The 22,564-nt window shown below is 62.1% G+C and carries 26 protein-coding genes; 14 read left to right on the forward strand and 12 right to left on the reverse strand.

Translation table 11 applies throughout. From position 1 onward, the window contains the following. Nucleotide 1 precedes the first annotated feature (1 nt). A complete protein-coding gene (tusD, locus tag AOA59_RS29130; RefSeq protein ID WP_056861885.1) occupies nucleotides 2-394 on the reverse strand; it encodes a sulfurtransferase complex subunit TusD in 393 nt (130 codons plus the stop codon). 159 nt (nucleotides 395-553) lie between these two features. Here tusD and AOA59_RS29135 point away from each other — a divergent pair, with 159 nt between their 5' ends. Continuing rightward, nucleotides 554-1,729: a CaiB/BaiF CoA-transferase family protein gene (locus AOA59_RS29135; protein ID WP_099489875.1), complete on the forward strand. Its 1,176-nt coding sequence runs from the start codon at nucleotides 554-556 to the stop codon at nucleotides 1,727-1,729. 100 nt (nucleotides 1,730-1,829) lie between these two features. Here AOA59_RS29135 and AOA59_RS29140 read toward each other — a convergent pair whose 3' ends face one another. Both AOA59_RS29140 and AOA59_RS29145 read right to left on the reverse strand, forming a co-directional pair. Further along, nucleotides 1,830-2,324, reverse strand: coding sequence for a SprT family zinc-dependent metalloprotease (locus AOA59_RS29140; protein ID WP_056861886.1), 495 nt, complete (start codon nucleotides 2,322-2,324; stop codon nucleotides 1,830-1,832). Nucleotides 2,325-2,451: 127 nt separating this feature from the next. Continuing rightward, entirely contained in the window at nucleotides 2,452-3,054 is a 603-nt protein-coding gene (locus AOA59_RS29145) for a Yip1 family protein (protein WP_056861713.1), read from the reverse strand. Between the two features lie 388 nt (nucleotides 3,055-3,442). Between AOA59_RS29145 and ttcA the strand changes: the two genes are divergently transcribed. Continuing rightward, nucleotides 3,443-4,267 carry a tRNA 2-thiocytidine(32) synthetase TtcA gene (ttcA, locus tag AOA59_RS29150; RefSeq protein ID WP_099489876.1) on the forward strand — a complete coding sequence of 275 codons (825 nt, stop codon included), beginning with the start codon at nucleotides 3,443-3,445 and terminating at the stop codon, nucleotides 4,265-4,267. A gap of 67 nt (nucleotides 4,268-4,334) precedes the next feature. Next, nucleotides 4,335-5,006 (forward strand): DNA-3-methyladenine glycosylase I, encoded by a 672-nt coding sequence (locus AOA59_RS29155; RefSeq protein WP_065930999.1) that lies wholly within the window; start codon nucleotides 4,335-4,337, stop codon nucleotides 5,004-5,006. A gap of 103 nt (nucleotides 5,007-5,109) precedes the next feature. On the opposite strand, the gene AOA59_RS29160 is transcribed toward AOA59_RS29155, so the two are convergent. The 3 genes from AOA59_RS29160 to arsC are packed head-to-tail and all read right to left on the reverse strand — an operon-like array spanning nucleotide 5,110 to nucleotide 6,477. Beyond that, nucleotides 5,110-5,529 (reverse strand): DUF2069 domain-containing protein, encoded by a 420-nt coding sequence (locus AOA59_RS29160; RefSeq protein WP_099489877.1) that lies wholly within the window; start codon nucleotides 5,527-5,529, stop codon nucleotides 5,110-5,112. Beyond that, nucleotides 5,513-6,127: an NAD(P)H:quinone oxidoreductase gene (gene wrbA / locus AOA59_RS29165; RefSeq protein ID WP_099489878.1), complete on the reverse strand. Its 615-nt coding sequence runs from the start codon at nucleotides 6,125-6,127 to the stop codon at nucleotides 5,513-5,515. The genes AOA59_RS29160 and wrbA overlap by 17 nt, the downstream gene beginning before the upstream one ends. Next, a complete protein-coding gene (arsC, locus tag AOA59_RS29170; RefSeq protein WP_065930998.1) occupies nucleotides 6,124-6,477 on the reverse strand; it encodes an arsenate reductase (glutaredoxin) in 354 nt (117 codons plus the stop codon). The genes wrbA and arsC overlap by 4 nt, the downstream gene beginning before the upstream one ends. 117 nt (nucleotides 6,478-6,594) lie before the next feature. Here arsC and AOA59_RS29175 point away from each other — a divergent pair, with 117 nt between their 5' ends. Continuing rightward, nucleotides 6,595-7,056 (forward strand): TlpA disulfide reductase family protein, encoded by a 462-nt coding sequence (locus AOA59_RS29175; protein WP_065930997.1) that lies wholly within the window; start codon nucleotides 6,595-6,597, stop codon nucleotides 7,054-7,056. 118 nt (nucleotides 7,057-7,174) lie between these two features. Here the strand turns inward: AOA59_RS29175 and AOA59_RS29180 are convergent, their stop codons facing one another. The 4 genes from AOA59_RS29180 to AOA59_RS29195 all read right to left on the reverse strand — a co-directional run bounded on the left by AOA59_RS29180 (nucleotide 7,175) and on the right by AOA59_RS29195 (nucleotide 12,004). Next, entirely contained in the window at nucleotides 7,175-7,576 is a 402-nt protein-coding gene (locus AOA59_RS29180) for an META domain-containing protein (protein WP_058419873.1), read from the reverse strand. Then, a complete protein-coding gene (locus AOA59_RS29185; RefSeq protein WP_065930996.1) occupies nucleotides 7,573-8,013 on the reverse strand; it encodes a hypothetical protein in 441 nt (146 codons plus the stop codon). Before AOA59_RS29185 ends, AOA59_RS29180 begins: the two co-directional genes overlap by 4 nt. 71 nt (nucleotides 8,014-8,084) lie before the next feature. Beyond that, a complete protein-coding gene (locus AOA59_RS29190) occupies nucleotides 8,085-9,074 on the reverse strand; it encodes a 2-hydroxyacid dehydrogenase (RefSeq protein ID WP_099489879.1) in 990 nt (329 codons plus the stop codon). A gap of 176 nt (nucleotides 9,075-9,250) precedes the next feature. Beyond that, a complete protein-coding gene (locus AOA59_RS29195; RefSeq protein WP_099489880.1) occupies nucleotides 9,251-12,004 on the reverse strand; it encodes a response regulator in 2,754 nt (917 codons plus the stop codon). Between the two features lie 230 nt (nucleotides 12,005-12,234). Between AOA59_RS29195 and AOA59_RS29200 the strand changes: the two genes are divergently transcribed. Together AOA59_RS29200 and AOA59_RS29205 are read left to right on the forward strand one after the other, a co-directional pair. Continuing rightward, complete coding sequence (locus AOA59_RS29200) at nucleotides 12,235-12,960, forward strand: response regulator transcription factor (protein ID WP_069787174.1); 726 nt, start codon at nucleotides 12,235-12,237, stop codon at nucleotides 12,958-12,960. Continuing rightward, nucleotides 12,947-14,305 (forward strand): sensor histidine kinase, encoded by a 1,359-nt coding sequence (locus tag AOA59_RS29205; RefSeq protein ID WP_069787175.1) that lies wholly within the window; start codon nucleotides 12,947-12,949, stop codon nucleotides 14,303-14,305. Before AOA59_RS29200 ends, AOA59_RS29205 begins: the two co-directional genes overlap by 14 nt. Before the next feature lie 3 nt (nucleotides 14,306-14,308). Here AOA59_RS29205 and AOA59_RS29210 read toward each other — a convergent pair whose 3' ends face one another. Next, the gene (locus AOA59_RS29210) at nucleotides 14,309-14,824 is read right to left on the reverse strand and encodes a DUF2062 domain-containing protein (protein WP_056861726.1); all 516 of its coding nucleotides are present in this window, start codon (nucleotides 14,822-14,824) and stop codon (nucleotides 14,309-14,311) included. Nucleotides 14,825-14,958: 134 nt separating this feature from the next. On the opposite strand from AOA59_RS29210, the gene AOA59_RS29215 reads away from it, so the two are divergent. The 8 genes from AOA59_RS29215 (at nucleotide 14,959) to murB (ending at nucleotide 21,814) form a co-directional block, all read left to right on the forward strand. Further along, complete coding sequence (locus AOA59_RS29215) at nucleotides 14,959-17,184, forward strand: DNA internalization-related competence protein ComEC/Rec2 (RefSeq protein ID WP_099489881.1); 2,226 nt, start codon at nucleotides 14,959-14,961, stop codon at nucleotides 17,182-17,184. A 109-nt stretch (nucleotides 17,185-17,293) separates the two neighbouring features. Further along, complete coding sequence (locus tag AOA59_RS29220) at nucleotides 17,294-17,929, forward strand: MotA/TolQ/ExbB proton channel family protein (RefSeq protein WP_016969293.1); 636 nt, start codon at nucleotides 17,294-17,296, stop codon at nucleotides 17,927-17,929. Beyond that, nucleotides 17,926-18,354 carry a biopolymer transporter ExbD gene (locus tag AOA59_RS29225; RefSeq protein ID WP_065930990.1) on the forward strand — a complete coding sequence of 143 codons (429 nt, stop codon included), beginning with the start codon at nucleotides 17,926-17,928 and terminating at the stop codon, nucleotides 18,352-18,354. Before AOA59_RS29220 ends, AOA59_RS29225 begins: the two co-directional genes overlap by 4 nt. Then, entirely contained in the window at nucleotides 18,354-19,364 is a 1,011-nt protein-coding gene (gene lpxK, locus AOA59_RS29230; protein WP_069787177.1) for a tetraacyldisaccharide 4'-kinase, read from the forward strand. The genes AOA59_RS29225 and lpxK overlap by 1 nt, the downstream gene beginning before the upstream one ends. 23 nt (nucleotides 19,365-19,387) lie before the next feature. Beyond that, nucleotides 19,388-19,573, forward strand: a complete 186-nt coding sequence (locus AOA59_RS29235) for a Trm112 family protein (protein WP_003174668.1) — start codon at nucleotides 19,388-19,390, stop codon at nucleotides 19,571-19,573. Continuing rightward, on the forward strand, nucleotides 19,570-20,334 hold the full coding sequence (gene kdsB / locus AOA59_RS29240) for a 3-deoxy-manno-octulosonate cytidylyltransferase (RefSeq protein ID WP_058419882.1): 765 nt from the start codon (nucleotides 19,570-19,572) through the stop codon (nucleotides 20,332-20,334). The genes AOA59_RS29235 and kdsB overlap by 4 nt, the downstream gene beginning before the upstream one ends. Further along, a complete protein-coding gene (locus tag AOA59_RS29245) occupies nucleotides 20,334-20,798 on the forward strand; it encodes a low molecular weight protein-tyrosine-phosphatase (protein ID WP_099489882.1) in 465 nt (154 codons plus the stop codon). The genes kdsB and AOA59_RS29245 overlap by 1 nt, the downstream gene beginning before the upstream one ends. Next, complete coding sequence (gene murB, locus AOA59_RS29250; protein ID WP_099489883.1) at nucleotides 20,795-21,814, forward strand: UDP-N-acetylmuramate dehydrogenase; 1,020 nt, start codon at nucleotides 20,795-20,797, stop codon at nucleotides 21,812-21,814. Before AOA59_RS29245 ends, murB begins: the two co-directional genes overlap by 4 nt. 72 nt (nucleotides 21,815-21,886) lie before the next feature. On the opposite strand, the gene AOA59_RS29255 is transcribed toward murB, so the two are convergent. Then, nucleotides 21,887-22,558, reverse strand: a complete 672-nt coding sequence (locus AOA59_RS29255) for a Bax inhibitor-1/YccA family protein (protein WP_058419884.1) — start codon at nucleotides 22,556-22,558, stop codon at nucleotides 21,887-21,889. Nucleotides 22,559-22,564: the final 6 nt, after the last annotated feature.

Here is a 22,564-nt window from a genome sequence, read left to right on the forward strand (position 1 = left end):
CTCACGGCCCTCCAAAACAGATCAGGCGGTCGGCAGCCTGGATCGCGTCATGCAATTGCCCCAGGCCCGACAACGCCCACGGCGCGTCAAGGTTCACCGCGCTGCGTTGGTAACGCGTGGCTTCCTCAGTATTGAGTACGCCACGGCGCAAGGCGGCGGCGATGCACACCACGCCGTCGAGTTGATGCTGGCTGACAAACTCACGCCACTTGCGGGCAATGTCTTGCTCATCCTGGGGCGCAACGATGTTATTGGCAGCGCTGTACACGCCGTCCTGATAAAAAAACAGCCGCACAATCTCATGCCCACCGGCCAGCGCTGCCTGGGCGAACAGCAAGGCGCGGCGCGAGGAGGGCGCATGGGCGGCGGAAAATACTGCAATCGCAAACTTCATGGAACACTCTGCAAGCAAACCTGGGCCAATGATAAAGCCGCCGCCGCGAAAAAGCCCGCCGTGATCAAAACGGTCACTCTCGGTGATTGTTCTGACGATTGCCGGTCGGGCCGGACCCGGCCTACGCTGTGGCCATTCGAAGAAGAAAAAGGAGTCCCCATGTCAGGTCCCTTGGCGTCCCTCAAAGTGCTGGATTTTTCCACCTTGCTGCCTGGCCCGTTCGCATCCTTGTTGCTGGCGGACATGGGCGCCGAGGTGCTGCGTATCGAATCGCCCACGCGCATGGACCTGCTGCGTGTGCTGCCGCCCCATGATCAGGGGACCTCGGCGAGCCATGCCTACCTCAACCGCAACAAACGCAGCCTGGCACTGGACCTCAAGCAGGCCGAGGCGCTGCAGATCGTGCGTGAGTTGGTCAAGGACTACGATATTGTCCTCGAGCAATTCCGGCCCGGGGTGATGGAGCGCCTCGGCCTGGGTTATGAGGCGCTGAAAGCGCTCAACCCCAGGCTGATTTATGTGTCGATCACCGGTTACGGTCAGACCGGGCCTTATAAAGACCGCGCCGGGCACGATATCAACTACCTCGCGTTGGCCGGCGTGGCCAGTTACACCGGTCGCCGGGACAGCGGGCCGGTGCCGCTGGGTGTGCAATTGGCGGATGTCGGCGGTGGTTCGCTGCATGCGGTGGTGGGCTTGCTCGCCGCCGTGATTGCCCGCCAGCACAGTGGCGTCGGCCAATACCTGGATGTGAGCATGACCGACTGCTCGTTCAGCCTGAATGCCATGGCCGGTGCGGGCTACCTGGCCTGCGGGGTCGAGCCTGATTGGGAGAACCATGTGCTCAACGGCGGCAGTTTCTATGATTATTACCGCACGCGTGATGGGCGCTGGATGTCGGTGGGCAGCCTGGAACCGGCGTTTATGCGGCAATTGTGCGACGCGCTGGGAAGGCCGGAACTGGCCATGCAAAGCCTCAAACCCGAGCAGCAAAAAGCCCTGAAGCTGGCGTTGCAGGTCGAGTTTGAGAAGCGCAGCTTCGAGGAGCTGTGTGAGTTGTTCGCCGGAGTGGATGCGTGTGTCGAGCCGGTGCTGAGCCTGAGTGAAGCGCTGGATCATCCACAGTTGAAGGCGCGGGAGCTGGTCAGCCAGGTGCCACGGGGTGATGGCTCGACCCAGACGCAACTGGCCTGCCCGTTGAAGTTTTCCGAGGGGTTGCCGGCGCCTCGGCATATTGGTGCGGCGGTGGGGGCGCACAGTGATGAAGTGCTGGCTGAGTTGGGGTTTAGTGCCCAGCGGATAGACGAGTTGCGGCGGGCCAAGGTTGTTGGGTGACTGATCTGGCGTCATCGCAGCGATGCGGCGACCCGACAAGCCAGCTCCCACATTTGGAATGCATTCCCCTGTGGGAGCTGGCTTGCCTGCGATAGCGCCCTCACTCCACCCGAGTTTCCCCTGTGTACACCAAAGTGTGCCGACACCGCCTGCACAAATACCGCCGCCCCTGATTCACCAGCCCATGCCTCTGGGCCGAAAACGGGAAATCGCTGTCGGCACAGGGGCAACGGTAGATATACCGGGTCACCTGGCGGCGCTTGATCTCATAGGTGTGGCAACGATCCGGCGGCAGTTCGTACACCCCGCGCATGATCAGTTGCCATTCCTCACCATGGGGCTGGATGCGCTCGCCAAACAATTGGTGGGCGATCAGGTGCGCCACCTCATGGGCCACGGTCTGCTTGAGGAAGTGTTGGCTGTTTTCGCGGTACAACTGGGGGTTGAAGCGCAGCAGGTTCTCGTGCAAATGCGCGACACCGGCCTTCTGGCCCCGCAGCTTGAGGCTGACCTGGGGGCGTTTGAAGCTTCGTTTAAAAAAGGATTCGGCTTGTAGGAAACAATCTTCGACGCGGGTATTGAGTTGCTCGGGCATGCTGACCATATCTCCAGAGACGTCCAGTATGCCGCAAAAGCAGGTGTTTCCGAATCTGTCAGGCGCCGAATGGTCATGCATAACGCACAAAGCCACCTTGCGGTGGCTTTGCCTGCGGTTGATCCGCTTAGTTGGTGTAAATCGGGCCTACGCCCAGCCCCCAGACGATCACGGTAAACGCCATGATTGCCACCAGTACCACCAGGCCCACGGCCAATACCGAGCTGGAAAACAGGAAGCCCTCGTCCGGGTCGATGTTCATAAACGTCGGCAGCCCCACATACAGCAAGTACACCGTGTAACAGATAGCCGCCGTGCCCACGACCATCCCCAGCCACATATGCGGATAGAGCGCCGCCAGCCCGCCGATAAACAGTGGGGTCGCGGTGTAGGTGGCAAACGCGACGCAGCGCGCCATGCTGGGGCTGGCATCATAGGTGCGGGCCATCCAATGGATGAAAGCGCCCATCACCGCCACGCCGCCGAGCATCGCCGCGTAGGACATGAGGGTCATCCACAGCGCACTTTCCTGGGTCAACATGACCGGGGCGCGATTGCCGATGACCCAGCCGACCCGGGTGGTGCCGATAAAGGCCGAGACGGCAGGGATCGCCGCGAGAATCAAAGTGTGAGTGAGGTACATGTGGCCGATACTTTCTTCCTTATCGCCACGAATTTCCCGCCATTCCTGGTCGGGATGGGTAAACAGCCCCACGACGTGATGGATCATGCCAGTCACTCCTGTCGTTATTACCATCGCCCCCCATCGGAGCGCCCACGAGCCAAATGGCCACATAAGGTCCTGGATAGTTGTGCGACCTTACGTCGCAGTATAGGAAGTGATGACCGGAAAAACTGTAGGGCTTTAGAGCAAATTGCGCTGTAAACATTGGCGCTAATCGCGGTGAGGTCTGTCAGTGACCACTGTTACTACTGTGGGAGCTGGCTTGTCGGGTCGCCGCATCGCTGCGATAGCGGTGGATCAGTGATGTATTAGTTGCTGACACACCGCCATCGCAGGCAAGCCAGCTCCCACATTGGATCGGCGTCGCCCATTGAAGTATTTTTGCGTAAAATGCTGCGCTTTTCGTCACACACCTCTAGCGGATCCAAGCGCCATGGGCACTCTTACGGTCAACCAGAACAAACTGCAAAAACGCCTGCGTCGCCTGGCCGGGGAAGCGGTCGCCGATTTCAACATGATTGAGGACGGCGACAAGGTCATGGTCTGCCTCTCCGGTGGCAAAGACAGCTACACCCTGCTCGACGTGCTGTTGCACCTGCAAAAGGTCGCGCCGATCCGGTTCGAGATCGTCGCCGTCAACATGGACCAGAAACAACCGGGTTTCCCCGAACACGTGCTGCCGGCCTACCTCAAAGAACTGGGCGTGGAGTACCACATCGTTGAGAAAGACACCTACTCGGTGGTCAAGGAGCTGATCCCGGAGGGCAAAACCACCTGCTCGCTGTGCTCACGCCTGCGTCGTGGCACGCTTTACACCTTTGCCGATGAAATCGGCGCGACCAAGATGGCCCTGGGGCATCATCGCGATGACATCGTTGAGACCTTCTTTCTCAATATGTTCTTCAACGGCTCGCTCAAGGCCATGCCGCCCAAGCTGCGTGCCGACGACGGCCGCAACGTGGTGATCCGCCCGCTGGCGTATTGCAACGAGAAGGACATCCAGGCTTACTCCGACTTCAAGCAATTCCCGATCATCCCCTGCAACCTGTGCGGCTCCCAGGAAAACCTGCAGCGCCAGGTGGTCAAGGACATGCTGGTGGACTGGGAGCGCAAGACCCCGGGCCGCACCGAAAGCATCTTTCGCAGTTTGCAGAATGTGCAGCCATCACAGCTGGCCGACCGCAACCTGTTCGATTTCACCAGCCTGAAAATCGACGAAAGCGCCGCGTCGCGCTTCGTCAATGTGGTGAACCTCTAAGACGTTTCAACGCTCTGAAAGACGGCGCTTACGGGCGCCGTTTTCCATTCAACTGCCAGGAGAGGGCATGCGCGATTACAAGTGGCTGCACGAATATTGTCTGAACCGCTTTGGTTCAGCGGCCGAGCTGGAAGCCCACCTGCCTGTACCCAAGACCCCGGCGCAATTGCGCAAGATCAGTGATGACCGCTACCTGTCGACTCTGGCGCTGCGCGTATTTCGCGCGGGCTTGAAGCACAGCGTGGTGGATGCCAAATGGCCGGCGTTCGAGCAGGTGTTCTTCGGCTTCGACCCGGAAAAAGTCGTGCTGATGGGCGCCGAGCACCTGGAGCGCCTGATGCAGGACACGCGCATCATTCGCCACCTGGGCAAGCTCAAAAGTGTGCCGCGCAATGCGCAGATGATCCTGGACATCGAGCAGGAAAAGGGCAGCTTCGGCGCGTTTGTCGCCGACTGGCCGGTGACCGATATCGTCAGCTTGTGGAAGTACCTGAGCAAACACGGGCACCAGTTGGGCGGGCTGTCGGCGCCGCGCTTTTTGCGCATGGTGGGCAAGGACACGTTTGTGCCGAGCGATGACGTGGTCGCGGCCTTGAATGCACAGAAGATCGTCGACAAGGCGCCGACCAGCCTGCGGGACTTGGCGACGGTGCAGGGCGCGTTTAACCAATGGCATGCCGAGAGTGGGCGGCCGATGTGCCAGCTGTCGATGATGCTGGCTTACACGGTGAATCATTGAGACCGAGGTGAGGCTATCGCAGGCAAGCCAGCTCCCACAGGGGAATGCATTCCAAATGTGGGAGCTGGCTTGTCGGGTCGCCGCATCGCTGCGATAGCGGTCTTCAGGCAGGCTGCAAATTTGCAGCCAGCCGCCGATTCAACTGATGCCGCCACCGCACATACAACAGCGCGGTACAAAACACTGCCAGACTCGCCAGCATCTCCAGCACCCCGAACCACTGGCGGTTCGGGTCATACGACGCCAGTGCGCCCTTGATGAAATACAGGTTCACCACAAAGCACATCCACGAATGCCCGCGCGCGCTGCCCAATAGCATGCCCGGCGCCAGCACCAGCAGCGGCACCAGCTCGATCAGCAGGATCACCCACGGGCGTGCGCCGTGCAGGTCGGCGATGAACAGGTAATACACGCACAGCAAGGCCACCAGCCCTGAAAAAGCCAACAGGCTCAGTACGCGTGCCGCCCTGACCCGTGGTTCCAGCCACGCCTGGGGCGGCAGGACCTTAGGCTTTCTGGCCACGGCCGTTCTTCAGCAGCATGGCGGTGGTGGCCAGGCGCAGGCCGAGGGCGCGGCACAGGGTGATTTCGTGTTGATCGAGCATGCGTTTGCCGTCCGGCCCGGAATGATGGCTGGCGCCATACGGCGTGCCGCCGCCCTGGGTGTCCAGCAAGGCCTGTTCGCTGTAGGGCAGGCCGGTGATCAGCATGCCGTGGTGCAGCAGCGGCAGCAGCATCGACATCAGCGTGGTTTCCTGGCCGCCGTGCAGGCTGGCGGTGGAGGTGAACACGCCAGCCGGTTTGCCCACGAGTGCGCCGGTGAGCCACAGGTTGCTGGTGCCATCGAGGAAGTACTTGAGCGGCGCGGCCATGTTGCCAAAGCGCGTCGGGCTGCCCAAGGCCAGGCCGGAGCAATTCTTCAGATCATCCAGGCTTGCATACAACGCGCCCTCGTCCGGAATGCTCGGCGCCACGGCTTCACACTCGGTGGAAATCGCCGGTACGGTGCGCAGGCGGGCTTCGAGGCCGCCTTGCTCGATGCCGCGGGCAATCTGCCGAGCCATTTCGCTGACCGAGCCATTGCGGCTGTAATACAGCACCAGCACATAGGGCGCGGTCACGGCAGCAACTCCAGCACGTTTTCCGGTGGGCGGCCGATGATGGCTTTGTCGGCGGTTGCCAGGATCGGGCGTTCCATCAGCTTCGGGTGCTCGGCAATCGCGGCAATCAACTGCGCTTCGCTGAGGCTGGCGTCGGCCAGGTTGAGGGTTTTGTATTCATCTTCGCCGGTGCGCAGCAATTGGCGCGCGCTGATGTTCAGCTTGCCGAGCAAGGCCTTGAGTTGCGCGGCGTCCAGCGGGGTTTCGAGGTAGCGCACCACGGTCGGGGTCAGGCCGCGGGCTTCCAGCAGCTCGAGCGCACCGCGCGATTTCGAGCAGCGCGGGTTGTGATAAAGCGTCAGATCGGTCATGTGCGGGTCGCATCTTGCGTAAGGTGGCGGGTATTCTACCTGCGCGGCGACCCGTCCTTAAACCGTAAGAGGCGATAGGTCGCAGCCAACGTTCATTTTTTTGCGAAGGATTACCCCATGACTAGGCGACTGATCGGTGCATTGGCGATCATCACAACCCTGCTGCTCAGCGGCTGCGGTAACGATTACGGCGTTGACCAATATGGCAGGAAAGTGGCGGCCGAACGCCTGGACAAACAATGGGTGGTGGTCAACTACTGGGCCGAATGGTGTGGCCCGTGCCGCACGGAAATTCCGGAACTGAATGCCTTGGCCGAACAGCTGAAAGGCCAGAATGTGGGCGTGTTCGGGGTCAATTTCGACAACGTACAGGGTGAGGAGCTCAAGGCCGCCAGCGAGAAGCTGGGGATCAAGTTCACCGTGCTGGCGCAGAACCCGGAAGAGATTTTCGATATTCCACGCAGCGAGGCGCTGCCGGTGACCTACATCATTGATGACAAGGGCAAGGTGCGTGAACAGTTGATGGGGGAACAGACGGCGGAAGGTGTGTTGGCCAAGCTCAAAGCCTTGCGTGGTTAAACCTGTGGGAGCTGGCTTGCCTGCGATGCGGCTGGCGTGGTTGTATCAGGTACACCGCGGTGATGCTATCGCAGGCAAGCCAGCTCCCACAGAAAAGCCGATCCAGTCTGACTTAGGATCAGCCTTCTTCCAGCCACAGGCGAATCGGCTTGCCTTCAGCCGGCCAGAAGCGGGTCTGCTCGATCGGTGAGATATCCCAGCGCTGCACGCCTTGCAGGGCCTGGAAGAAGCGCTGCTCCTGCTCCATCAAGGCTTCGGCGCAGAGTTTGCGAGTGCTGCCGATCTTGCCGAAACTGAGTGTCCGGCCTTCGACGGTGTACGGCGCAAACCAGTGGTTGCAGCCGCCATTGCCGTAGGCGCGGCCATCGGCGCCGAGGGTGACGGTCAGGTGCGCGTAATCCATCAATGGCCGCTCACCAATCCACTCCACCACGTAGCTGTGGTCTTGCTTGAGCTTGACCGCGTCAGCGGCGCAGCCCGTCAGGGCCACACCGAGGGCGGCGAGCAGCAGGCCTTTCATTGCGCAGCCTGCTGGCATTTCGGGCAACGGTGCTTGTCGCCTTCGCTGGCCCAGCCCAGCTCCTTGATGCGCGCATTGGCGGCCGGTGGTAGTGGCTCTTTGGTCAGCTTGGTTTCCACGGCGAATTCAAACTCCAGCACGCTGTCGCAGCTGTCGCAGTTGACCTTCCAAGTGTGGATTTCCAGCTCGCCGAATTTCGGCCCCAGGGCCATCGCGACCCACTGGCCCGCCGGGCGGATGGAATAGCGCGCGTCACCTTCGACGGTCAGGCGCATCGACAGGGTTTTACTGCCGCGCAGGGTGACGATCAAGACGTCGCCATGCTTGATCGAACCACCGTTGCCGGTGACCTGGTAACGGCCCGGCACCAGGGCGCGGCATTCGATCAGGGTGTGTTGCGGGCTCAGCAAGCTGAAGCGGAAATCGTGTTCGGCCATGGATCCTCCAAATAGGCGCGGCATCCTATCACGGGTGCCGGCCTATCATGGGCCTGGTATATGACCGCTGATCAACCTTGCACCAGGTTCTGCGGCTGGCCATCGGCCCACGCGGCAATGTTGGCCAGCGTGGTGGCTGCGATTGCCGCCAGCGCTTCACGGGTCAGGAACGCCTGGTGGGCGGTGATGATCACGTTAGGGAAGGTCAGCAGGCGTGCGAGTACGTCGTCTTGCAGCGGCAGGTCGGAGCGATCCTCGAAAAACAACTGGGCCTCTTCCTCATACACATCCAGGCCCAGGTAGCCGAGTTGGCCGTTCTTGAGGGCTTCGATCAGGGCTGGCGTATCCACCAGGCCACCGCGTCCGGTGTTGATCAGCATGGCGCCAGGCTGCATCTGTGCCAGGGAGCGGGCGTTGATCAGGTGTTTGCTGTCGGCGGTCAGCGGGCAGTGCAGGCTGATGATCTGTGCCTGGGCCAATAGCTCTGGCAGGTCTACATAGCGGGCACCCAGGGCCTGGACCTGCGGAGTGGGGAACGGGTCGCAGGCGAGCAACTGGCAGCCGAACCCGGCCATGATCCTGGCAAAGGTGGCGCCGATCTGCCCGGTGCCGACCACGCCGACGGTTTTGCCGACCAGATCGAAACCGGTGAGCCCGTGCAGGCTGAAATCGCCGTCGCGGGTGCGGTTATAGGCGCGATGCAGGCGACGGTTGAGGGCCAGGATCAGCGCAACGGCATGCTCTGCCACCGCGTGGGGCGAGTAGGCGGGTACGCGCACGACATTCAGGCCCAGGCGCTGGGCGGCGGCCAGGTCGACATGGTTGTAACCGGCCGAGCGCAAGGCAATCAGGCGCGTGCCGCCGGCGGCCAGGTGTTCCAGCACTGGCGCGCTGAGGTCATCGTTGATAAAGGCGCAGACCACTTCGTGGTGTTCGGCCAGGGCCACGGTGTCGAGGTTCAGGCGGGCCGGCTGGAATTGCAGCTCGACACCTGCCGGCAATGGCTCACCGAGAAAACTGTCGCGGTCGTAGGTCTGGCTGCTGAAAAGAATGACGCGCATTAAAAATGCTCCCTGCAATCACTGAATTTTACGTTTGCCGATGTGGGCGCCGGGCTTTTTGTGGGAGCTGGCTTGCCTGCGATGCGGGCAACTGGGTCTGCCTGTTCACCGCGTTGATGCTATCGCAGGCAAGCCAGCTCCCACACAAGCCAGCTCAACACAAGCCTGGACAGGATTCAGGCGCTGACCCGCGCTTCACTGGCCAGCCGCGCAATCGCCATGTCCAGTTCATCCAGCGCGGCAACGGCCTTGGCGTCGTCTTGCTTGAGCAAGGTTTCCGCGCGCTGGCAGGCGGCGCGCAATTGCGGCACGCCGCAGTAGCGGGTGGCGCCATGCAGGCGGTGCACGCGTTCGATCAGGGCATTGTTGTCTTTGGCTTCACGGGCGGCGGTGATCGCCAGGCGATCGGCTTCCAGCGAAGCCAGCAGCATCGCAAGCATGTCGGCGGCCAGGTCGGCTTTGTTGGCTGCCAGGCGCAGGCCTTCCTCATGATCGAGTACCAGCAGTTGCACGCCGGGTGCCAAACCGTCAGTCGCGCGCTCCGGTCCTTGATTGCGCAGGGCCAGGCCGGTCCACTTCAGCACCACTTGGGCCAACTGCCGCTCGCTGATGGGTTTGGTCAGGTAGTCGTCCATACCGCTTTGCAGCAGTGCGCGTTTTTCGTTGGCCATGGCGTGGGCGGTGAGCGCGACCACCGGCAGCGGCGTGCCGTGCCGCTCGCTTTCCCACTGGCGGATCGCCTCGGTGCTTTGGCGCCCGTCCATGCCGGGCATTTGTACGTCCATCAGCACCAGATCGAAGGTTTCCTGCTTTACCGCGTCGATGGCCGCGTAACCGCTTTCGACCGCATGCACCTTGGCGCCCATGTCTTCGAGCAACGTTTGCACCAGCAACAGGTTGGCCGGGTTGTCGTCCACGCAGAGTACGCGCGGTGCCCGGCTGGACAGCGGTTCGCCGGGTTCGCTGCGCAATGGGCGCGGGCTGATCAAATCGGCCAGTGCGCGGCGCAGTTTGCGCGTGCACGCAGGTTTGGCCTGCAACTGGCTGTTGGGGTTGGGCACCGATTGGTTGAACAGCATCTGTTCGGTGGTCGGGCACAGCACCAGCACCTTGCAGCCCAGGTGTTCCAGGTCCCATAGATGCTGGTTGAGGCGTTCGGGCGGAATATCATTGGCGGTGACCCCGAGCACCGCCAGGTCAATGGCCTGTTCGGTCTGGTGCGCGCTGGTGATGCCGTTGGTGAGGCTTTCCAGGGTATTGAACGGTGTCACTTGCAGGCCGCAATCTTCCAGTTGGTGTTGCAAGGCCTGGCGCGCCAGCTCGTGGTTTTCCAGCACGGCCACACGACGCCCGAGCAGCGGCGCGGAGGGCAGGTCTTCGGCGTCGTCGCGGGTCTTGGGCAGGCTCAGGCTGATCCAGAACTCCGAGCCTTCGCCCGGTGTGCTGTCGACGCCGATCTCGCCGCCCATCTGCTCGATCAGCCGTTTGGAAATCACCAGGCCCAGGCCGGTGCCGCCGGGTTGGCGCGACAGCGAGTTGTCGGCCTGGCTGAAGGCCTGGAACAGCGCACGCACGTCCTGGTTCGACAGGCCTATGCCGGTGTCTTGCACACTGATGCGCAGTTGCACGCTGTCTTCCTGTTCGTCCTCGACCATCGCGCGGGCAACGATAGTGCCTTCGCGGGTGAACTTGATCGCATTGCTGATCAGGTTGGTGAGGATCTGCTTGAGCCGCAACGGGTCGCCCACCAGCGCCAGCGGCGTGTCGCGGTACACCAGGCTCACCAGCTCGAGCTGTTTGGCATGGGCGGCGGGGGCGAGGATGGTCAGGGTGTCTTGCAGCAGGTCGCGCAGGTTGAAGGGCACACTGTCGAGGACCAGCTTGCCGGCTTCGATTTTCGAGAAGTCGAGGATCTCGTTGATGATGCCCAGCAGGTTGTCGGCGGATTTTTCGATGGTGCCCAGGTAATCCAGCTGGCGCGGCGACAGCTCGCTTTTTTGCAGCAGGTGAGTGAAACCCAGGATGCCGTTGAGCGGCGTGCGGATTTCATGGCTCATGTTGGCCAGGAACTCCGACTTGATCCGGCTGGCCTCCAGGGCCTCCTTGCGCGCCAGGTCCAGCTCGATGTTCTGGATCTCGATGGTTTCCAGGTTCTGGCGCACGTCTTCGGTGGCCTGATCGATGCTGTGTTGCAGCTCTTCCTGGGCATTTTGCAGGGTTTCGGCCATGCGGTTGATGCCCGAGGCCAATTGGTCCAGTTCCTGGCTGCCCAAGGGTGGCAGGCGGGTTTCGAGGTTGCCGTCCTTGAGTTGGGCCACGGCTTGCTTGATCTGGCCGATGGGCGAGTTGATCGTGCGGCTGATGCGCAAGGCCAGGGCAGCCGTACAGATCAGGCCGATGGCGATCAGCAGCAGGCTGGCAAACAGGCTGCGATAACCGCGCAGCAACATGCCATTGTGCGACAGCTCCACTTCGACCCAACCCAGCAGGCGGTCGGACTCGTCAGGGATCAATTCGCCAGCGAGGTTGCGATGGCGGCCAAACACCGGCAGCAGGTAGCGCGTGGCGTCATTGCCGCTGCGCTGCAGCAGGTGCGAACTGTTGCCGACCGGAGCGAGGTTAAGCATGGTCGGGCCGGCGTGGGCCAGGGACGAGCGGTCCGGTGCGAGGAACGACACCGCGCGCACATCCGGTTGCTCCAGCGACTGGGTGGCGATGCGTTCGAGCAAGTCGGTGTTCTTACTGCTCAACGCCGGGGCCACCAGCGGCGCCAATTGCTCGGCGATCATTTCGCCGCGTTGCAGCAATTGGGTCTGCAACTCCGACAGCTGCATCCAGGTGAAATAGCCCCCCAACAACAGGGCCATCAGGCTGGTCGGTAATAAGGTCAGCAACAGTACGCGGCCTTTTATCCCCATTCTTCTAAGCACGCCACTCTCCTGCTACCACACTGTTTTCGATGAGCTGCGCGGGCATCCGGCCCACGCCACCTGCGCAGTGTAGCCATTTGCGCGGTGTGGAACCTCGCAAATTAATGATCGGGTCAATCTCCGACGTTAATCTCCGAGCGCAATTTTTGCGCCATCGGCGGCCGGGTGGCGATTGCCTGTCACCGTTTAATCTTGAATAATCAGTCATTGAGAATGACTTGCAGACGCTAATGAATCCCGCAGTTGGCCTACCCAGTATCCTGACCATTGAAGACGACCCGGTATTGGGCGCCTATGTGCATGAGCACCTGGGCCGCTGCGGCTTCCAGGTCACCTGGTGCCAGAACGGCCAACAGGGCCTGCAGATGGCACGTGACCAGGCGTTCGACGTGGTGTTGATGGACATCCTGCTGCCGGGCATGGACGGTTTGTCGATTCTTACCCATTTGCGCCAGCACCATGCGACGCCGGTCATCCTCATGTCTGCGCTGGGCGCCGAAGCCGATCGCATCAGCGGTTTTCGCCTGGGCGCGGACGATTACCTGCCCAAGCCGTTCAGCATGGTCGAACTGCGCGTGCGCATCGAAGCCATCCTGCGCCGCGTGGCCCTGGACCGGCGGCCGTTGCCGCTGCGTTTACCGGCACGCGACGATGCACGCAGCCTGCGTTTTGACGATGAACTGTACGACGTGTTCTTTCAAGAACACTCGGCCGGGCTGACGCGCAGCGAGTACCGCCTGCTCGAGACCTTGCACCGTAGCGCCGATGAAGTGCTCAGCAAAGCCTTCCTTTACCAGCATGTGTTGCAGCGCGGTTATGCGCCCCACGACCGCAGCCTGGACATGCATATCAGCCAGATCCGCCGCAAACTCAAGGCCATCGGCTACAGCGAGCGCGAAGTGCGCACGGTGTGGGGCAAGGGTTATGTGCTGAGCGGTCATGATGAAGGGCTTTGAGCGGCTGCCCGGCCGGCACTCGTTATTCTGGAAGCTCGCCTGCCTGCTGATCGCCTTCTGTTTGCTGATGATCTGGCTCAGTTGGTCCTGGGGCCGCTACATGGAAGAGCAGAGCGCCTATGTGGCCGAGGAGTCCCGCGAGATTCTGCGCGGCTATGCCGCAGGCGCGGAATTGGCCTGGAGTACCCAGGGCAGTGCTGGCGTGGACGCCTGGTTGCAACTGATGGGCACGCGCGAATCCACCTGGATCGGGGTGATCGGCAACGACTTGCAGTCGCTGAGCAACATGCCGCTGAGCGACAAGGAAAGCCAGCGCCTGACCTTTCTGCGCGGGCTGGAGTGGCCGGTCAGCCGGCACGTCAAAGGCCTGCCCTGGGTGAAAATCCCATTCCCGGTCGACCCTGGCGCCGGCTCGCTGGTGATCGAGTTGCCCCAGCGCTTTATGCCGGGGCGCTATCAGGTGTTGTGGCGCGTGGTGACCAACGGCGTGATCCCCGGCCTGTTTACCTTGCTGCTGTGCGTGGGGCTTTATCGGCTGCTGATCATGCCTTTGAACCAGTTGCGCGAGCAGGCCAACGCCTGGCGCGCCGATCAATTGAATACGCGCATGTCCCGCGAGGCCACCAGCCGCCAGGATGAACTGGGGGAGCTGGGCCGCGCCTTCGACCACATGTCCGAGCGTTTGCAGGGCACGGTGGAGTTGCAGCAACAGTTATTGCGGGACATGTCCCATGAATTGCGCACGCCGTTGAGCCGCTTGCGCGTGGCCTGTGACAGTGAGCAGGATCTAGCGCAGTTGCGCGAGCGCCTGGGCCGCGAGATCGACGCCATGCAGCGCCTGGTGGAAGACAGCCTGCAACTGGCCTGGCTGGACAGCGAGCGAACGCCGTTACCCGAGGAAGCCATCCAGCTTCAGGCCTTGTGGGACATGCTGCGGGAAAACGCCTGTTATGAAAGTGATTGGCCAGCAGCGCGTTTGCCGTGCCTGTTACCCGCCGACTGCTGGGTGCGCGGCAACCTGAATGCGTTGGCCCAGGCCCTGGAAAATATCCTGCGCAATGCCATCCGGCATTCGCCCGCCCAGGGGCGGGTGACACTGGATGGCTGCCGCGAGGGCGATGAGTGGCATATCTGGCTGCAAGACCAGGGCGGCGGTATTGATGAGCAGGACGTGGAACGTATCTTTGCGCCGTTCACCCGCCTCGAAGGCTCTCGGCCGGGTGATGGCGGTTTTGGTCTGGGCTTGAGCATCGCCCGCAATGCCGTACAGCGCCAGGGCGGGACGTTGTGGGCGCAAAACACCGCGCAGGGTTTGTGCGTGCACCTGCGGCTGCCGGCGCGCTAACCGTCAGCCACGTCGTTGTTTGCGCTTCTTCCACTGGTGCGCGACCCACCAGCGCCAGTAGCCCATCGTCAGGCAATAGGCCAGCGCGGCCAATACCAACCCGCACACCACCGAACCCAACAGGAACGGCTGCCACAGCGTGCCCAGCTGGCTGCTGATCCACTCCCAGGTCAGGTTGTCGGGCAGGCTGCGCGGCGGCGTGTTCATCAGCCACGCGCCGGTCAGGTAGGTGCAGAAGAACACCACCGGCATGGTGATTGGGTTGGTCAGCCATACCAGGCTCACAGCAATCGGCATATTCCCGCGCACGGCGATCGCCAGGACCGCCGCCAATAACATCTGCAATGGAATCGGAATAAACGCGGCGAACAGGCCCACTGCCATGGCGCGCGCGACGGAATGGCGGTTCAGGTGCCAGAGGTTGGGGTCATGCAGCAACGTGCCGAGAAATCGTAAGGACTTGTGTTCCCGGATACTCGTGGGGTCGGGCATGTACCGTTTGAATAAGCGCCGGGGCATAAGGGGTCCAGGTCAGTTCGAGGGGCAAGTATGCCCGCATTCTATAAACAGAAAATTCAGACTTTGTGACAAAACATCAGAGGCCGCGGGAAGTATCCGACTAAGACTAGTGGATCACTGGAAAAGGATGATTCATGAGAACAGGGATGTTCGCGTTCGGAATGGGCTTATTGTCGCTGCGATTTTTACCCGCACTGCCAACTACCGCCTGGCTGCTGGCCATGTTGGTAATAGCCTTGATGCTGCTGCCGTTTCGTACTTATCCGCTGGCATTTTTGCTGTTGGGCGTGAGCTGGGCGTGCATGAGTGCGCAAGGGGCGTTGGACGACCGGCTAAGGCCGGATCTGGACGGTCAGACTCGCTGGCTTGAAGGGCGCGTCATCGGGTTACCGCAAACCACCGGCACCGGCGTGCGCTTCGAATTGACCGACAGCCGGTCACGCAAGGCCCGGCTGCCCAACCGTATCCGGCTGTCCTGGCACGGCGGCCCGCCGGTTAACAGTGGCGAGCGCTGGCGGCTGGCGGTCACGCTCAAGCGGCCGGCCGGCCTGCTCAATTTCCAGGGGTTTGACTACGAGGCCTGGCTGCTGGCCCAGCGCATCGGCGCCACCGGTTCGGTGAAAGACGGCCAGCGCCTGGCGCCGGCTCGCCATGCCTGGCGTGACAGCGTCCGCCAACGCCTGCTGGCGGTGGATGCTCAGGGCCGCGAGGCGGGGCTGGCGGCCTTGGTGCTCGGCGACGGCTCGGGGTTGGCAACCGAGGATTGGCGGGTGTTGCAGGACACCGGCACGGTGCACCTGCTGGTGATTTCCGGCCAGCACATTGGCTTGCTGGCCGGTTTGATCTACGCGCTGGTGGCCGGGCTGGCGCGCTACGGCTGCTGGCCCCGCGCCTTGCCCTGGCTGCCGTGGGCCTGCGGCCTGGCATTTACTGCCGCGCTGGGGTATGGCCTGCTGGCGGGTTTCGGTGTGCCGGTGCAACGGGCCTGCGTGATGGTCGGGTTGGTGCTGCTGTGGCGATTGCGGTTTCGCCACTTGGGTGTGTGGTGGCCGTTATTACTGGCGTTCAATGCCGTGCTGGTGCTGGAACCGCTGGCCAGTTTGCAACCGGGGTTCTGGTTGTCGTTTGCCGCCGTGGCCGTGCTGGTGCTGGCATTCAGCGGGCGTTTGGGCGCGTGGAGCGTCTGGCAGGCGTGGACCCGTCCCCAATGGCTGATCGCCATTGGTTTGTTTCCGGTGTTGCTGGTGCTGGGGTTGCCCATCAGCCTCAGCGCGCCGGTGGCCAATCTGTTTGCCGTGCCGTGGATCAGCCTGGTGGTGCTGCCGTTGGCACTGCTGGGCACCGCACTGTTGGCGGTGCCGTGGGTAGGAGAGGGCGTGTTGTGGTTGGCCGGTGGCGCATTGGATGGCCTGTTCACAGGCTTGGCGCTGCTGGCCGGGGTGCGCGCAGCGTGGGTGCCCGCCGACGTGCCGTTGGGTTATTGGTTGATCAGCGTCGCGGGCGCGGTGCTATTACTCTTGCCCAAAGGCGTGCCATTGCGGCTGCTCGGCTGGCCGATGCTGTTGTTGGCGGTTGTTCCACCTAAGACCTTGGTTCCGCACGGGCAGGTGGAGGTGGTGCAATTGGATATCGGCCAGGGGCTGGCGGTGATCCTGCGCACGCGCCATCACGCCATGCTCTACGACGCAGGCCCGCGCTCGGGGGCGGTTGACCTGGGCGCGCGCGTGGTGCTGCCATCCCTGCAAAAGCTTGGGGTGGCGGCGTTGGATGCGATGGTCATCAGCCACGCCCACGCTGACCATGCCGGCGGTGCCGCAGCGGTTGCCCGTGTGCTGCCCGTCGGGCGGGTTATCGGCGGAGAGACCGAAGGGCTGCCGGCCTCTCTCGCGGCCCAACCCTGTAACAGTGGCGAGCGCTGGGAGTGGGATGGCGTGTCATTCGAGTTATGGCAATGGCCTGGCGCCACCAGCAGCAATCCGAAATCCTGCGTCTTGCAGGTACAGGCCCGTGGCGAGCGGCTGCTACTGACGGGCGATATTGATGAGGCGGCCGAAAACGCCTTCCTCGCTTCGCCCTTGGCGGTGCCGACCGATTGGCTGCAAGCGCCGCACCATGGCAGCCGCAGTTCCTCGTCCTGGGCGTTTTTACAGCAGCTTGCGCCCAAGTCGGTGCTGATTTCCCGTGGTCGTGGCAACGCCTTCGGGCATCCTCACCGTCAAGTGACGGCGCGTTACCAGGCGCTGGGCAGCCGCGTCTACGACAGCGCCGAGCAAGGTGCGGTGCGTGTGCAACTGGGCGGTTTCAGCGCACCGGTCGTTGCGCGCAGTCAACGGCGCTTCTGGCGCGAAGCGTTACCCTAATACAGGCTTACCAAACCGCCGGGCCTGCGACAGGCGGACCTGGCGCCTGCGAACCACGCGGGTGAACCTATATGGTAAAGTGGCGCACTTTTTCGAGGGGACATTCACTGTGTGGGAATTGGTCAAATCCGGCGGCTGGATGATGTTGCCGATTATCTTGAGCTCCATCGCCGCACTCGGCATCGTTGCCGAACGTTTGTGGACCCTGCGCGCCAGTCGCATAACCCCCGAGCATCTGCTGGGGCAGGTGTGGGGCTGGATCAAGAACAAGCAGCTGGATAAAGAAAAACTCAAGGAGTTGCGCGCCAACTCGCCGCTGGGTGAAATCCTTGCAGCGGGCCTCGCCAATTCCAAGCATGGTCGCGAGATCATGAAAGAATGCATCGAAGAGGCCGCTGCCCGCGTCATCCATGAGATGGAGCGCTATATCAATGCGCTCGGCACCATCGCAGCCATGGCGCCTTTGCTTGGCCTGCTGGGTACGGTGCTGGGCATGATCGACATTTTCAGCTCGTTCATGGGCTCGGGCATGACCACCAACGCCGCCGTCCTGGCCGGTGGTATTTCCAAGGCCTTAATCACCACGGCAGCGGGCCTGATGGTCGGTATTCCGTCGGTGTTTTTCCACCGTTTCCTGCAGCGTCGCATCGATGAACTGGTGGTCGGCATGGAACAGGAAGCCATCAAGCTGGTGGAAGTGGTGCAGGGCGATCGTGATGTCGATTTCGTTGAGGGCCGAGCGTGAAATTTCGCCGCAAGCAACGGGAGAATGTTGATATCAACCTGGCGTCGCTGATCGACGTGGTCTTTATCCTGCTGCTGTTTTTTGTCGTGACGACCACCTTCACCCGCGAAACCCAGCTGCGGGTCGATTTACCCGAAGCAGTCAGTGGCTCACCGGCCGAAGACCAGCAAACCAAGCAGCTGGACATTGCGATCAGCGCCGACGGGGTGTTTTCGGTGAATAACCAATTGCTCGAAAAAAATGACCTTGCCAGCCTGATGGCCGCCCTGGAGAAAGAGTCCGGCGGCGATACCAACATACCGCTGTCCATCAGCGCTGACGGCAAAACCCAGCATCAAGCCGTGATCACTGCGATGGACGCCGCCGGCAAGCTGGGCTTCAGCCATCTGCGCATGACCACCGTCGAGGCGGCGAGCCCGCCCTGATGGCCATGTCCGATCGTTTGCTCAAGGCGTGGTACGAGGGCCATCCGGCACTCGCGCTGCTGCGGCCGCTGGAATCCTTGTACCGTCGTGTTGTGCAGCGCAAACGCGCGCGCTTCCTGGCGGGCGAGGGTGAGATTTATCAATCGCCGGTGCCTGTGGTGGTGGTGGGCAATATCACCGTTGGGGGCACGGGCAAGACGCCGTTGATCCTGTGGCTGATCGAACACTGCCGGCGCAGCGGCCTGCGGGTCGGCGTGGTCAGCCGCGGCTACGGTGCCAAGCCGCCGCAGTTGCCCTGGCGGGTCGAGGCCAGCCATAGCGCCGAAGTGGCGGGCGATGAGCCGTTGCTGATCGTTCAGCGCTGCGGCGTACCCCTGATGATCGATCCAGACCGCAGCCGCGCCGTCAAAGCCTTGCTGGCCAGTGAACCCCTTGACCTGATCCTCTCCGACGATGGCCTGCAGCATTACCGCCTGGCCCGCGACCTGGAATTGGTGCTGATCGATGCCGCCCGTGGCCTGGGCAACCGCCGCTGCTTGCCTGCCGGGCCTTTGCGCGAACCGGTGGAGCGCCTGCACAGTGTCGATGCGCTGTTGTACAACGGCGCCGGGGCCGATCGCGAGGACGGGTTTGCCTTTCGCCTGCAACCCACGGCGCTGATCAACCTGAAAACCGGGGAGCGCCAATCGGTCGAGCATTTTGCCGCCGGCCAGCGGGTCCATGCCGTCGCGGGTATCGGTAACCCGCAACGTTTCTTCAATACCCTCGAAACGCTACACTGGCAGCCGATTCCCCATGCGTTTGCCGACCATGCGCCCTACAGCGCAGAGGTGTTGAATTTCACACCGTCATTGCCGTTGGTGATGACCGAAAAGGACGCGGTGAAGTGCCGCGCCTTTGCCCAGCCCGACTGGTGGTACCTTGCAGTGGATGCGCTGCCGTCACCGGCGTTTGTGGCCTGGTTCGACACGCAATTGATGCGCCTGCTGCCCGCCCGACTTTTGCCTTAAACCGCTTTTTCCAGGAAATACTCATGGACACCAAACTGCTCGACATCCTCGCTTGCCCAATCTGCAAAGGCCCGCTCAAGCTCAGCGCCGACAAAACCGAGTTGATCAGCAAGGGTGCCGGCCTGGCTTACCCGATCCGTGATGGCATCCCGGTAATGCTGGAAAGCGAGGCCCGTACCCTGACCACCGATGAGCGCCTGGATAAATGACCACCGCCTTTACCGTTGTCATTCCTTCGCGCTACGCCTCCACGCGCCTGCCGGGCAAGCCGCTGCAACTGATCGGCAACAAGCCGATGATCCAGCTGGTGTGGGAGCAGGCTTGCAAAAGCAGCGCCGAGCGCGTGGTGGTTGCCACCGATGACCCGCGCATTATCGAGGCCTGCAAAGGTTTCGGCGCCGAAGCGGTGCTGACCCGTGAAGACCACAATTCCGGCACCGACCGCCTGGCCGAAGTCGCCACGCAACTGGGGCTGGCGCCCGACGCGATTGTGGTCAATGTGCAAGGTGACGAACCCCTGATCCCGCCCTGCGTGATCGATCAGGTCGCCGCCAACCTGGCCGCCCATGGCGAAGCGCGCATGGCGACCCTGGCCGAACCGATCGAAGATATCGATACCCTGTTCAACCCGAACGTGGTCAAAGTGGTCAGCGATATCAATGGCCTTGCGCTGACCTTCAGCCGCTCGACCCTGCCGTGGGCGCGTGATGCGTTCGCCAAACAGCCCGACGTCTTGCCCGAGGGCGTGCCGTACCGTCGCCATATCGGCATCTATGCCTACCGCGCCGGTTTCCTGCATGACTTTGTCAGCTGGGGGCCGTGCTGGCTGGAAAATACCGAGTCCCTGGAGCAGCTGCGTGCCCTGTGGCACGGCGTGCGCATCCACGTGGGCGACGCGCTGGAAGCGCCGCCGGCCGGTGTCGACACCCAGGAAGACCTCGAGCGCGTCCGCCGCCTGCTGGGGGCCTGATGGAGGTTCTGTTCGTCTGCCTGGGCAATATCTGCCGCTCGCCCACCGCCGAAGGTGTGTTGCGCCATAAATTGCGCGAAGCGGGGTTGGCCGGCCAGGTTGAAGTGGCGTCTGCCGGCACGGGTGACTGGCATGTCGGCAACCCGCCGGATCAGCGCAGCCAGCGCGCGGCGCTGGTACGCGGTTACGACCTGTCGGCCCAGCGTGCCCAGCAGGTTTCCCGTGCAGACTTAGCTCGATATGACCTGATCCTGGCCATGGACCACAGCAACCTGCGCAACCTCAAGGCGTTGCACCCAGGTCAAGGCAAGGCCGAGCTGGACTTGTTCCTGCGCCGCTATGACGCCGAAGTGGACGAAGTGCCAGACCCTTACTACGAAGGCGAGCAGGGCTTCGAGCGGGTCCTGGACCTGATCGAGCGGGCCTGTGATTTATTGGTGATCGAATTGAAGGGGCGGTTATGACCTTGCAAGTGCTTGCACAGGTATCGCTCAAGCCATTCAACAGCTTCAGCATCGACGTGCGCGCCCAGTGGTTTGCCGAGGCTCGCAGCGACGCCGATGTGCGTGAAGCCCTGGCCTATGCGGCGGCGCAGTCATTACCGCTGTTGGTGATCGGCGGTGGCAGCAACCTGCTGTTGACCCAGGATATCCAGGCGTTGGTGTTGCGCATGGCCACCCAGGGCATTCGGGTGCTGCAGGATGATGGCGTGCACGTGGTGGTCGAGGCCGAAGCGGGCGAAGCCTGGCATCCTTTTGTACTGTGGACGTTGGAACACGGCTTCTGCGGCCTGGAAAACCTCAGCCTCATCCCCGGCACCGTCGGTGCAGCGCCGATGCAGAACATCGGCGCCTACGGCGTGGAGATCAAGGATGTGTTTGCCGGCCTCACCGCGCTGGATCGCCATACCGGCGAGCTGCGCGACTTCAGCCTGCAAGAATGCAACTTTGCCTACCGCGACAGCCTGTTCAAGCACGAAACCGGACGCTGGCTGATTCTGCGCGTGCGTTTTGCCTTGAGTCGCGCCAGCCACCTCAAGCTCGACTACGGCCCGGTGCAGCAGCGCCTGGCCGGGCAGGGCATCACTGAGGCGACGCCGAGCGATGTCAGCCGTGCCATTTGCAGCATTCGCCGCGAAAAACTGCCCGACCCGGCAGAACTCGGCAATGCCGGCAGCTTTTTCAAAAACCCACTGGTGTCCCAGGTGTTGGCGGCTGAGCTGAAGGCGCAGTATCCGGACCTGGTGGCCTACCCGCAGGCCGATGGGCAGATGAAGCTCGCCGCTGGCTGGCTGATCGATAAAGCCGGCTGGAAGGGCTTTCGCGACGGCGATGCCGGCGTGCATAAACTGCAGGCACTGGTGCTGGTCAACTATGGCGCGGCCACCGGGCATGACATTGCCAACCTGGCGCTGCGCATCCAGCGTGATATTGCCGAGCGCTTCAAGGTTGATCTGGAAATGGAACCCAACCAGTACTGAATGCCAGTAATCCCGCGAAAACAAAAATGCCCCGTATCTTTCGATACGGGGCATTTTTTATTGCGTCAGCAATCAGTCATCGCGGCTCATGATGCCGAAGATCTGCAACAGGCTGATGAACAGGTTGTAGATCGACACATACAGGCTGATGGTCGCCATGATGTAGTTACGCTCACCGCCGTGGATGATGGCGCTGGTCTGGAACAGGATGCACACGGAGGAGAACAGCACAAAACCTGCGCTGATCGCCAACTGCAAGCCGCTGATCTGGAAGAACATGCCGGCAACCACTGCCGCCAGCAACACGAAGAAGCCTGCGGTAATGAAGCCACCCAGGAAGCTCATGTCCTTACGGCTGATCAGCACATAGGCCGACAGACCACCAAACACCAGGGCAGTCATGGCAAATGCCGAACTGACCACTTCCGCGCCACCGGCCATACCGAGGTAACGGTTGAGGATCGGGCCAAGGATAAAGCCCATGAAACCGGTCAAGGCAAATGCCGACACCAGGCCCCAGGCCGAGTCACGCAGTTTGTTGGTCAGGAAGAACAGACCGTAGAAACCGATCAACACGACAAAGATATTCGGGTAGCCGACGCGCATCTGCTGCGCCACATACGCCATTACGCCGCTGAACGCGAGGGTAAGGGCGAGCAAGCCGTAGGTGTTGCGCAACACGCGGCTGACTTCAAGCTGCTCAGCCTGCGCGTTACCATTCAGTGCGTAATTCTGTTCGCGCATGGCGAC

This window comes from Pseudomonas sp. 2822-15, from assembly GCF_002742515.1.
GTDB classification, from domain to species: domain Bacteria; phylum Pseudomonadota; class Gammaproteobacteria; order Pseudomonadales; family Pseudomonadaceae; genus Aquipseudomonas; species Aquipseudomonas salomonii.

Excerpts from the sequence above, each read along its gene's own strand:
- tusD (WP_056861885.1), bottom strand. The coding sequence starts at position 394 with ATGAAGTTTGCGATTGCAGTATTTTCCGCCGCCCATGCGCCCTCCTCG.
- AOA59_RS29135 (WP_099489875.1), top strand. The coding sequence starts at position 554 with ATGTCAGGTCCCTTGGCGTCCCTCAAAGTGCTGGATTTTTCCACCTTG.
- AOA59_RS29140 (WP_056861886.1), bottom strand. The coding sequence starts at position 2,324 with ATGCCCGAGCAACTCAATACCCGCGTCGAAGATTGTTTCCTACAAGCC.
- AOA59_RS29145 (WP_056861713.1), bottom strand. The coding sequence starts at position 3,054 with ATGATCCATCACGTCGTGGGGCTGTTTACCCATCCCGACCAGGAATGG.
- ttcA (WP_099489876.1), top strand. The coding sequence starts at position 3,443 with ATGGGCACTCTTACGGTCAACCAGAACAAACTGCAAAAACGCCTGCGT.
- AOA59_RS29155 (WP_065930999.1), top strand. The coding sequence starts at position 4,335 with ATGCGCGATTACAAGTGGCTGCACGAATATTGTCTGAACCGCTTTGGT.
- arsC (WP_065930998.1), bottom strand. The coding sequence starts at position 6,477 with ATGACCGATCTGACGCTTTATCACAACCCGCGCTGCTCGAAATCGCGC.
- AOA59_RS29175 (WP_065930997.1), top strand. The coding sequence starts at position 6,595 with ATGACTAGGCGACTGATCGGTGCATTGGCGATCATCACAACCCTGCTG.
- AOA59_RS29180 (WP_058419873.1), bottom strand. The coding sequence starts at position 7,576 with ATGAAAGGCCTGCTGCTCGCCGCCCTCGGTGTGGCCCTGACGGGCTGC.
- AOA59_RS29185 (WP_065930996.1), bottom strand. The coding sequence starts at position 8,013 with ATGGCCGAACACGATTTCCGCTTCAGCTTGCTGAGCCCGCAACACACC.
- AOA59_RS29190 (WP_099489879.1), bottom strand. The coding sequence starts at position 9,074 with ATGCGCGTCATTCTTTTCAGCAGCCAGACCTACGACCGCGACAGTTTT.
- AOA59_RS29200 (WP_069787174.1), top strand. The coding sequence starts at position 12,235 with ATGAATCCCGCAGTTGGCCTACCCAGTATCCTGACCATTGAAGACGAC.
- AOA59_RS29205 (WP_069787175.1), top strand. The coding sequence starts at position 12,947 with ATGAAGGGCTTTGAGCGGCTGCCCGGCCGGCACTCGTTATTCTGGAAG.
- AOA59_RS29210 (WP_056861726.1), bottom strand. The coding sequence starts at position 14,824 with ATGCCCCGGCGCTTATTCAAACGGTACATGCCCGACCCCACGAGTATC.
- AOA59_RS29215 (WP_099489881.1), top strand. The coding sequence starts at position 14,959 with ATGAGAACAGGGATGTTCGCGTTCGGAATGGGCTTATTGTCGCTGCGA.
- lpxK (WP_069787177.1), top strand. The coding sequence starts at position 18,354 with ATGGCCATGTCCGATCGTTTGCTCAAGGCGTGGTACGAGGGCCATCCG.
- AOA59_RS29235 (WP_003174668.1), top strand. The coding sequence starts at position 19,388 with ATGGACACCAAACTGCTCGACATCCTCGCTTGCCCAATCTGCAAAGGC.
- kdsB (WP_058419882.1), top strand. The coding sequence starts at position 19,570 with ATGACCACCGCCTTTACCGTTGTCATTCCTTCGCGCTACGCCTCCACG.
- AOA59_RS29245 (WP_099489882.1), top strand. The coding sequence starts at position 20,334 with ATGGAGGTTCTGTTCGTCTGCCTGGGCAATATCTGCCGCTCGCCCACC.
- murB (WP_099489883.1), top strand. The coding sequence starts at position 20,795 with ATGACCTTGCAAGTGCTTGCACAGGTATCGCTCAAGCCATTCAACAGC.
- AOA59_RS29255 (WP_058419884.1), bottom strand. The coding sequence starts at position 22,558 with ATGCGCGAACAGAATTACGCACTGAATGGTAACGCGCAGGCTGAGCAG.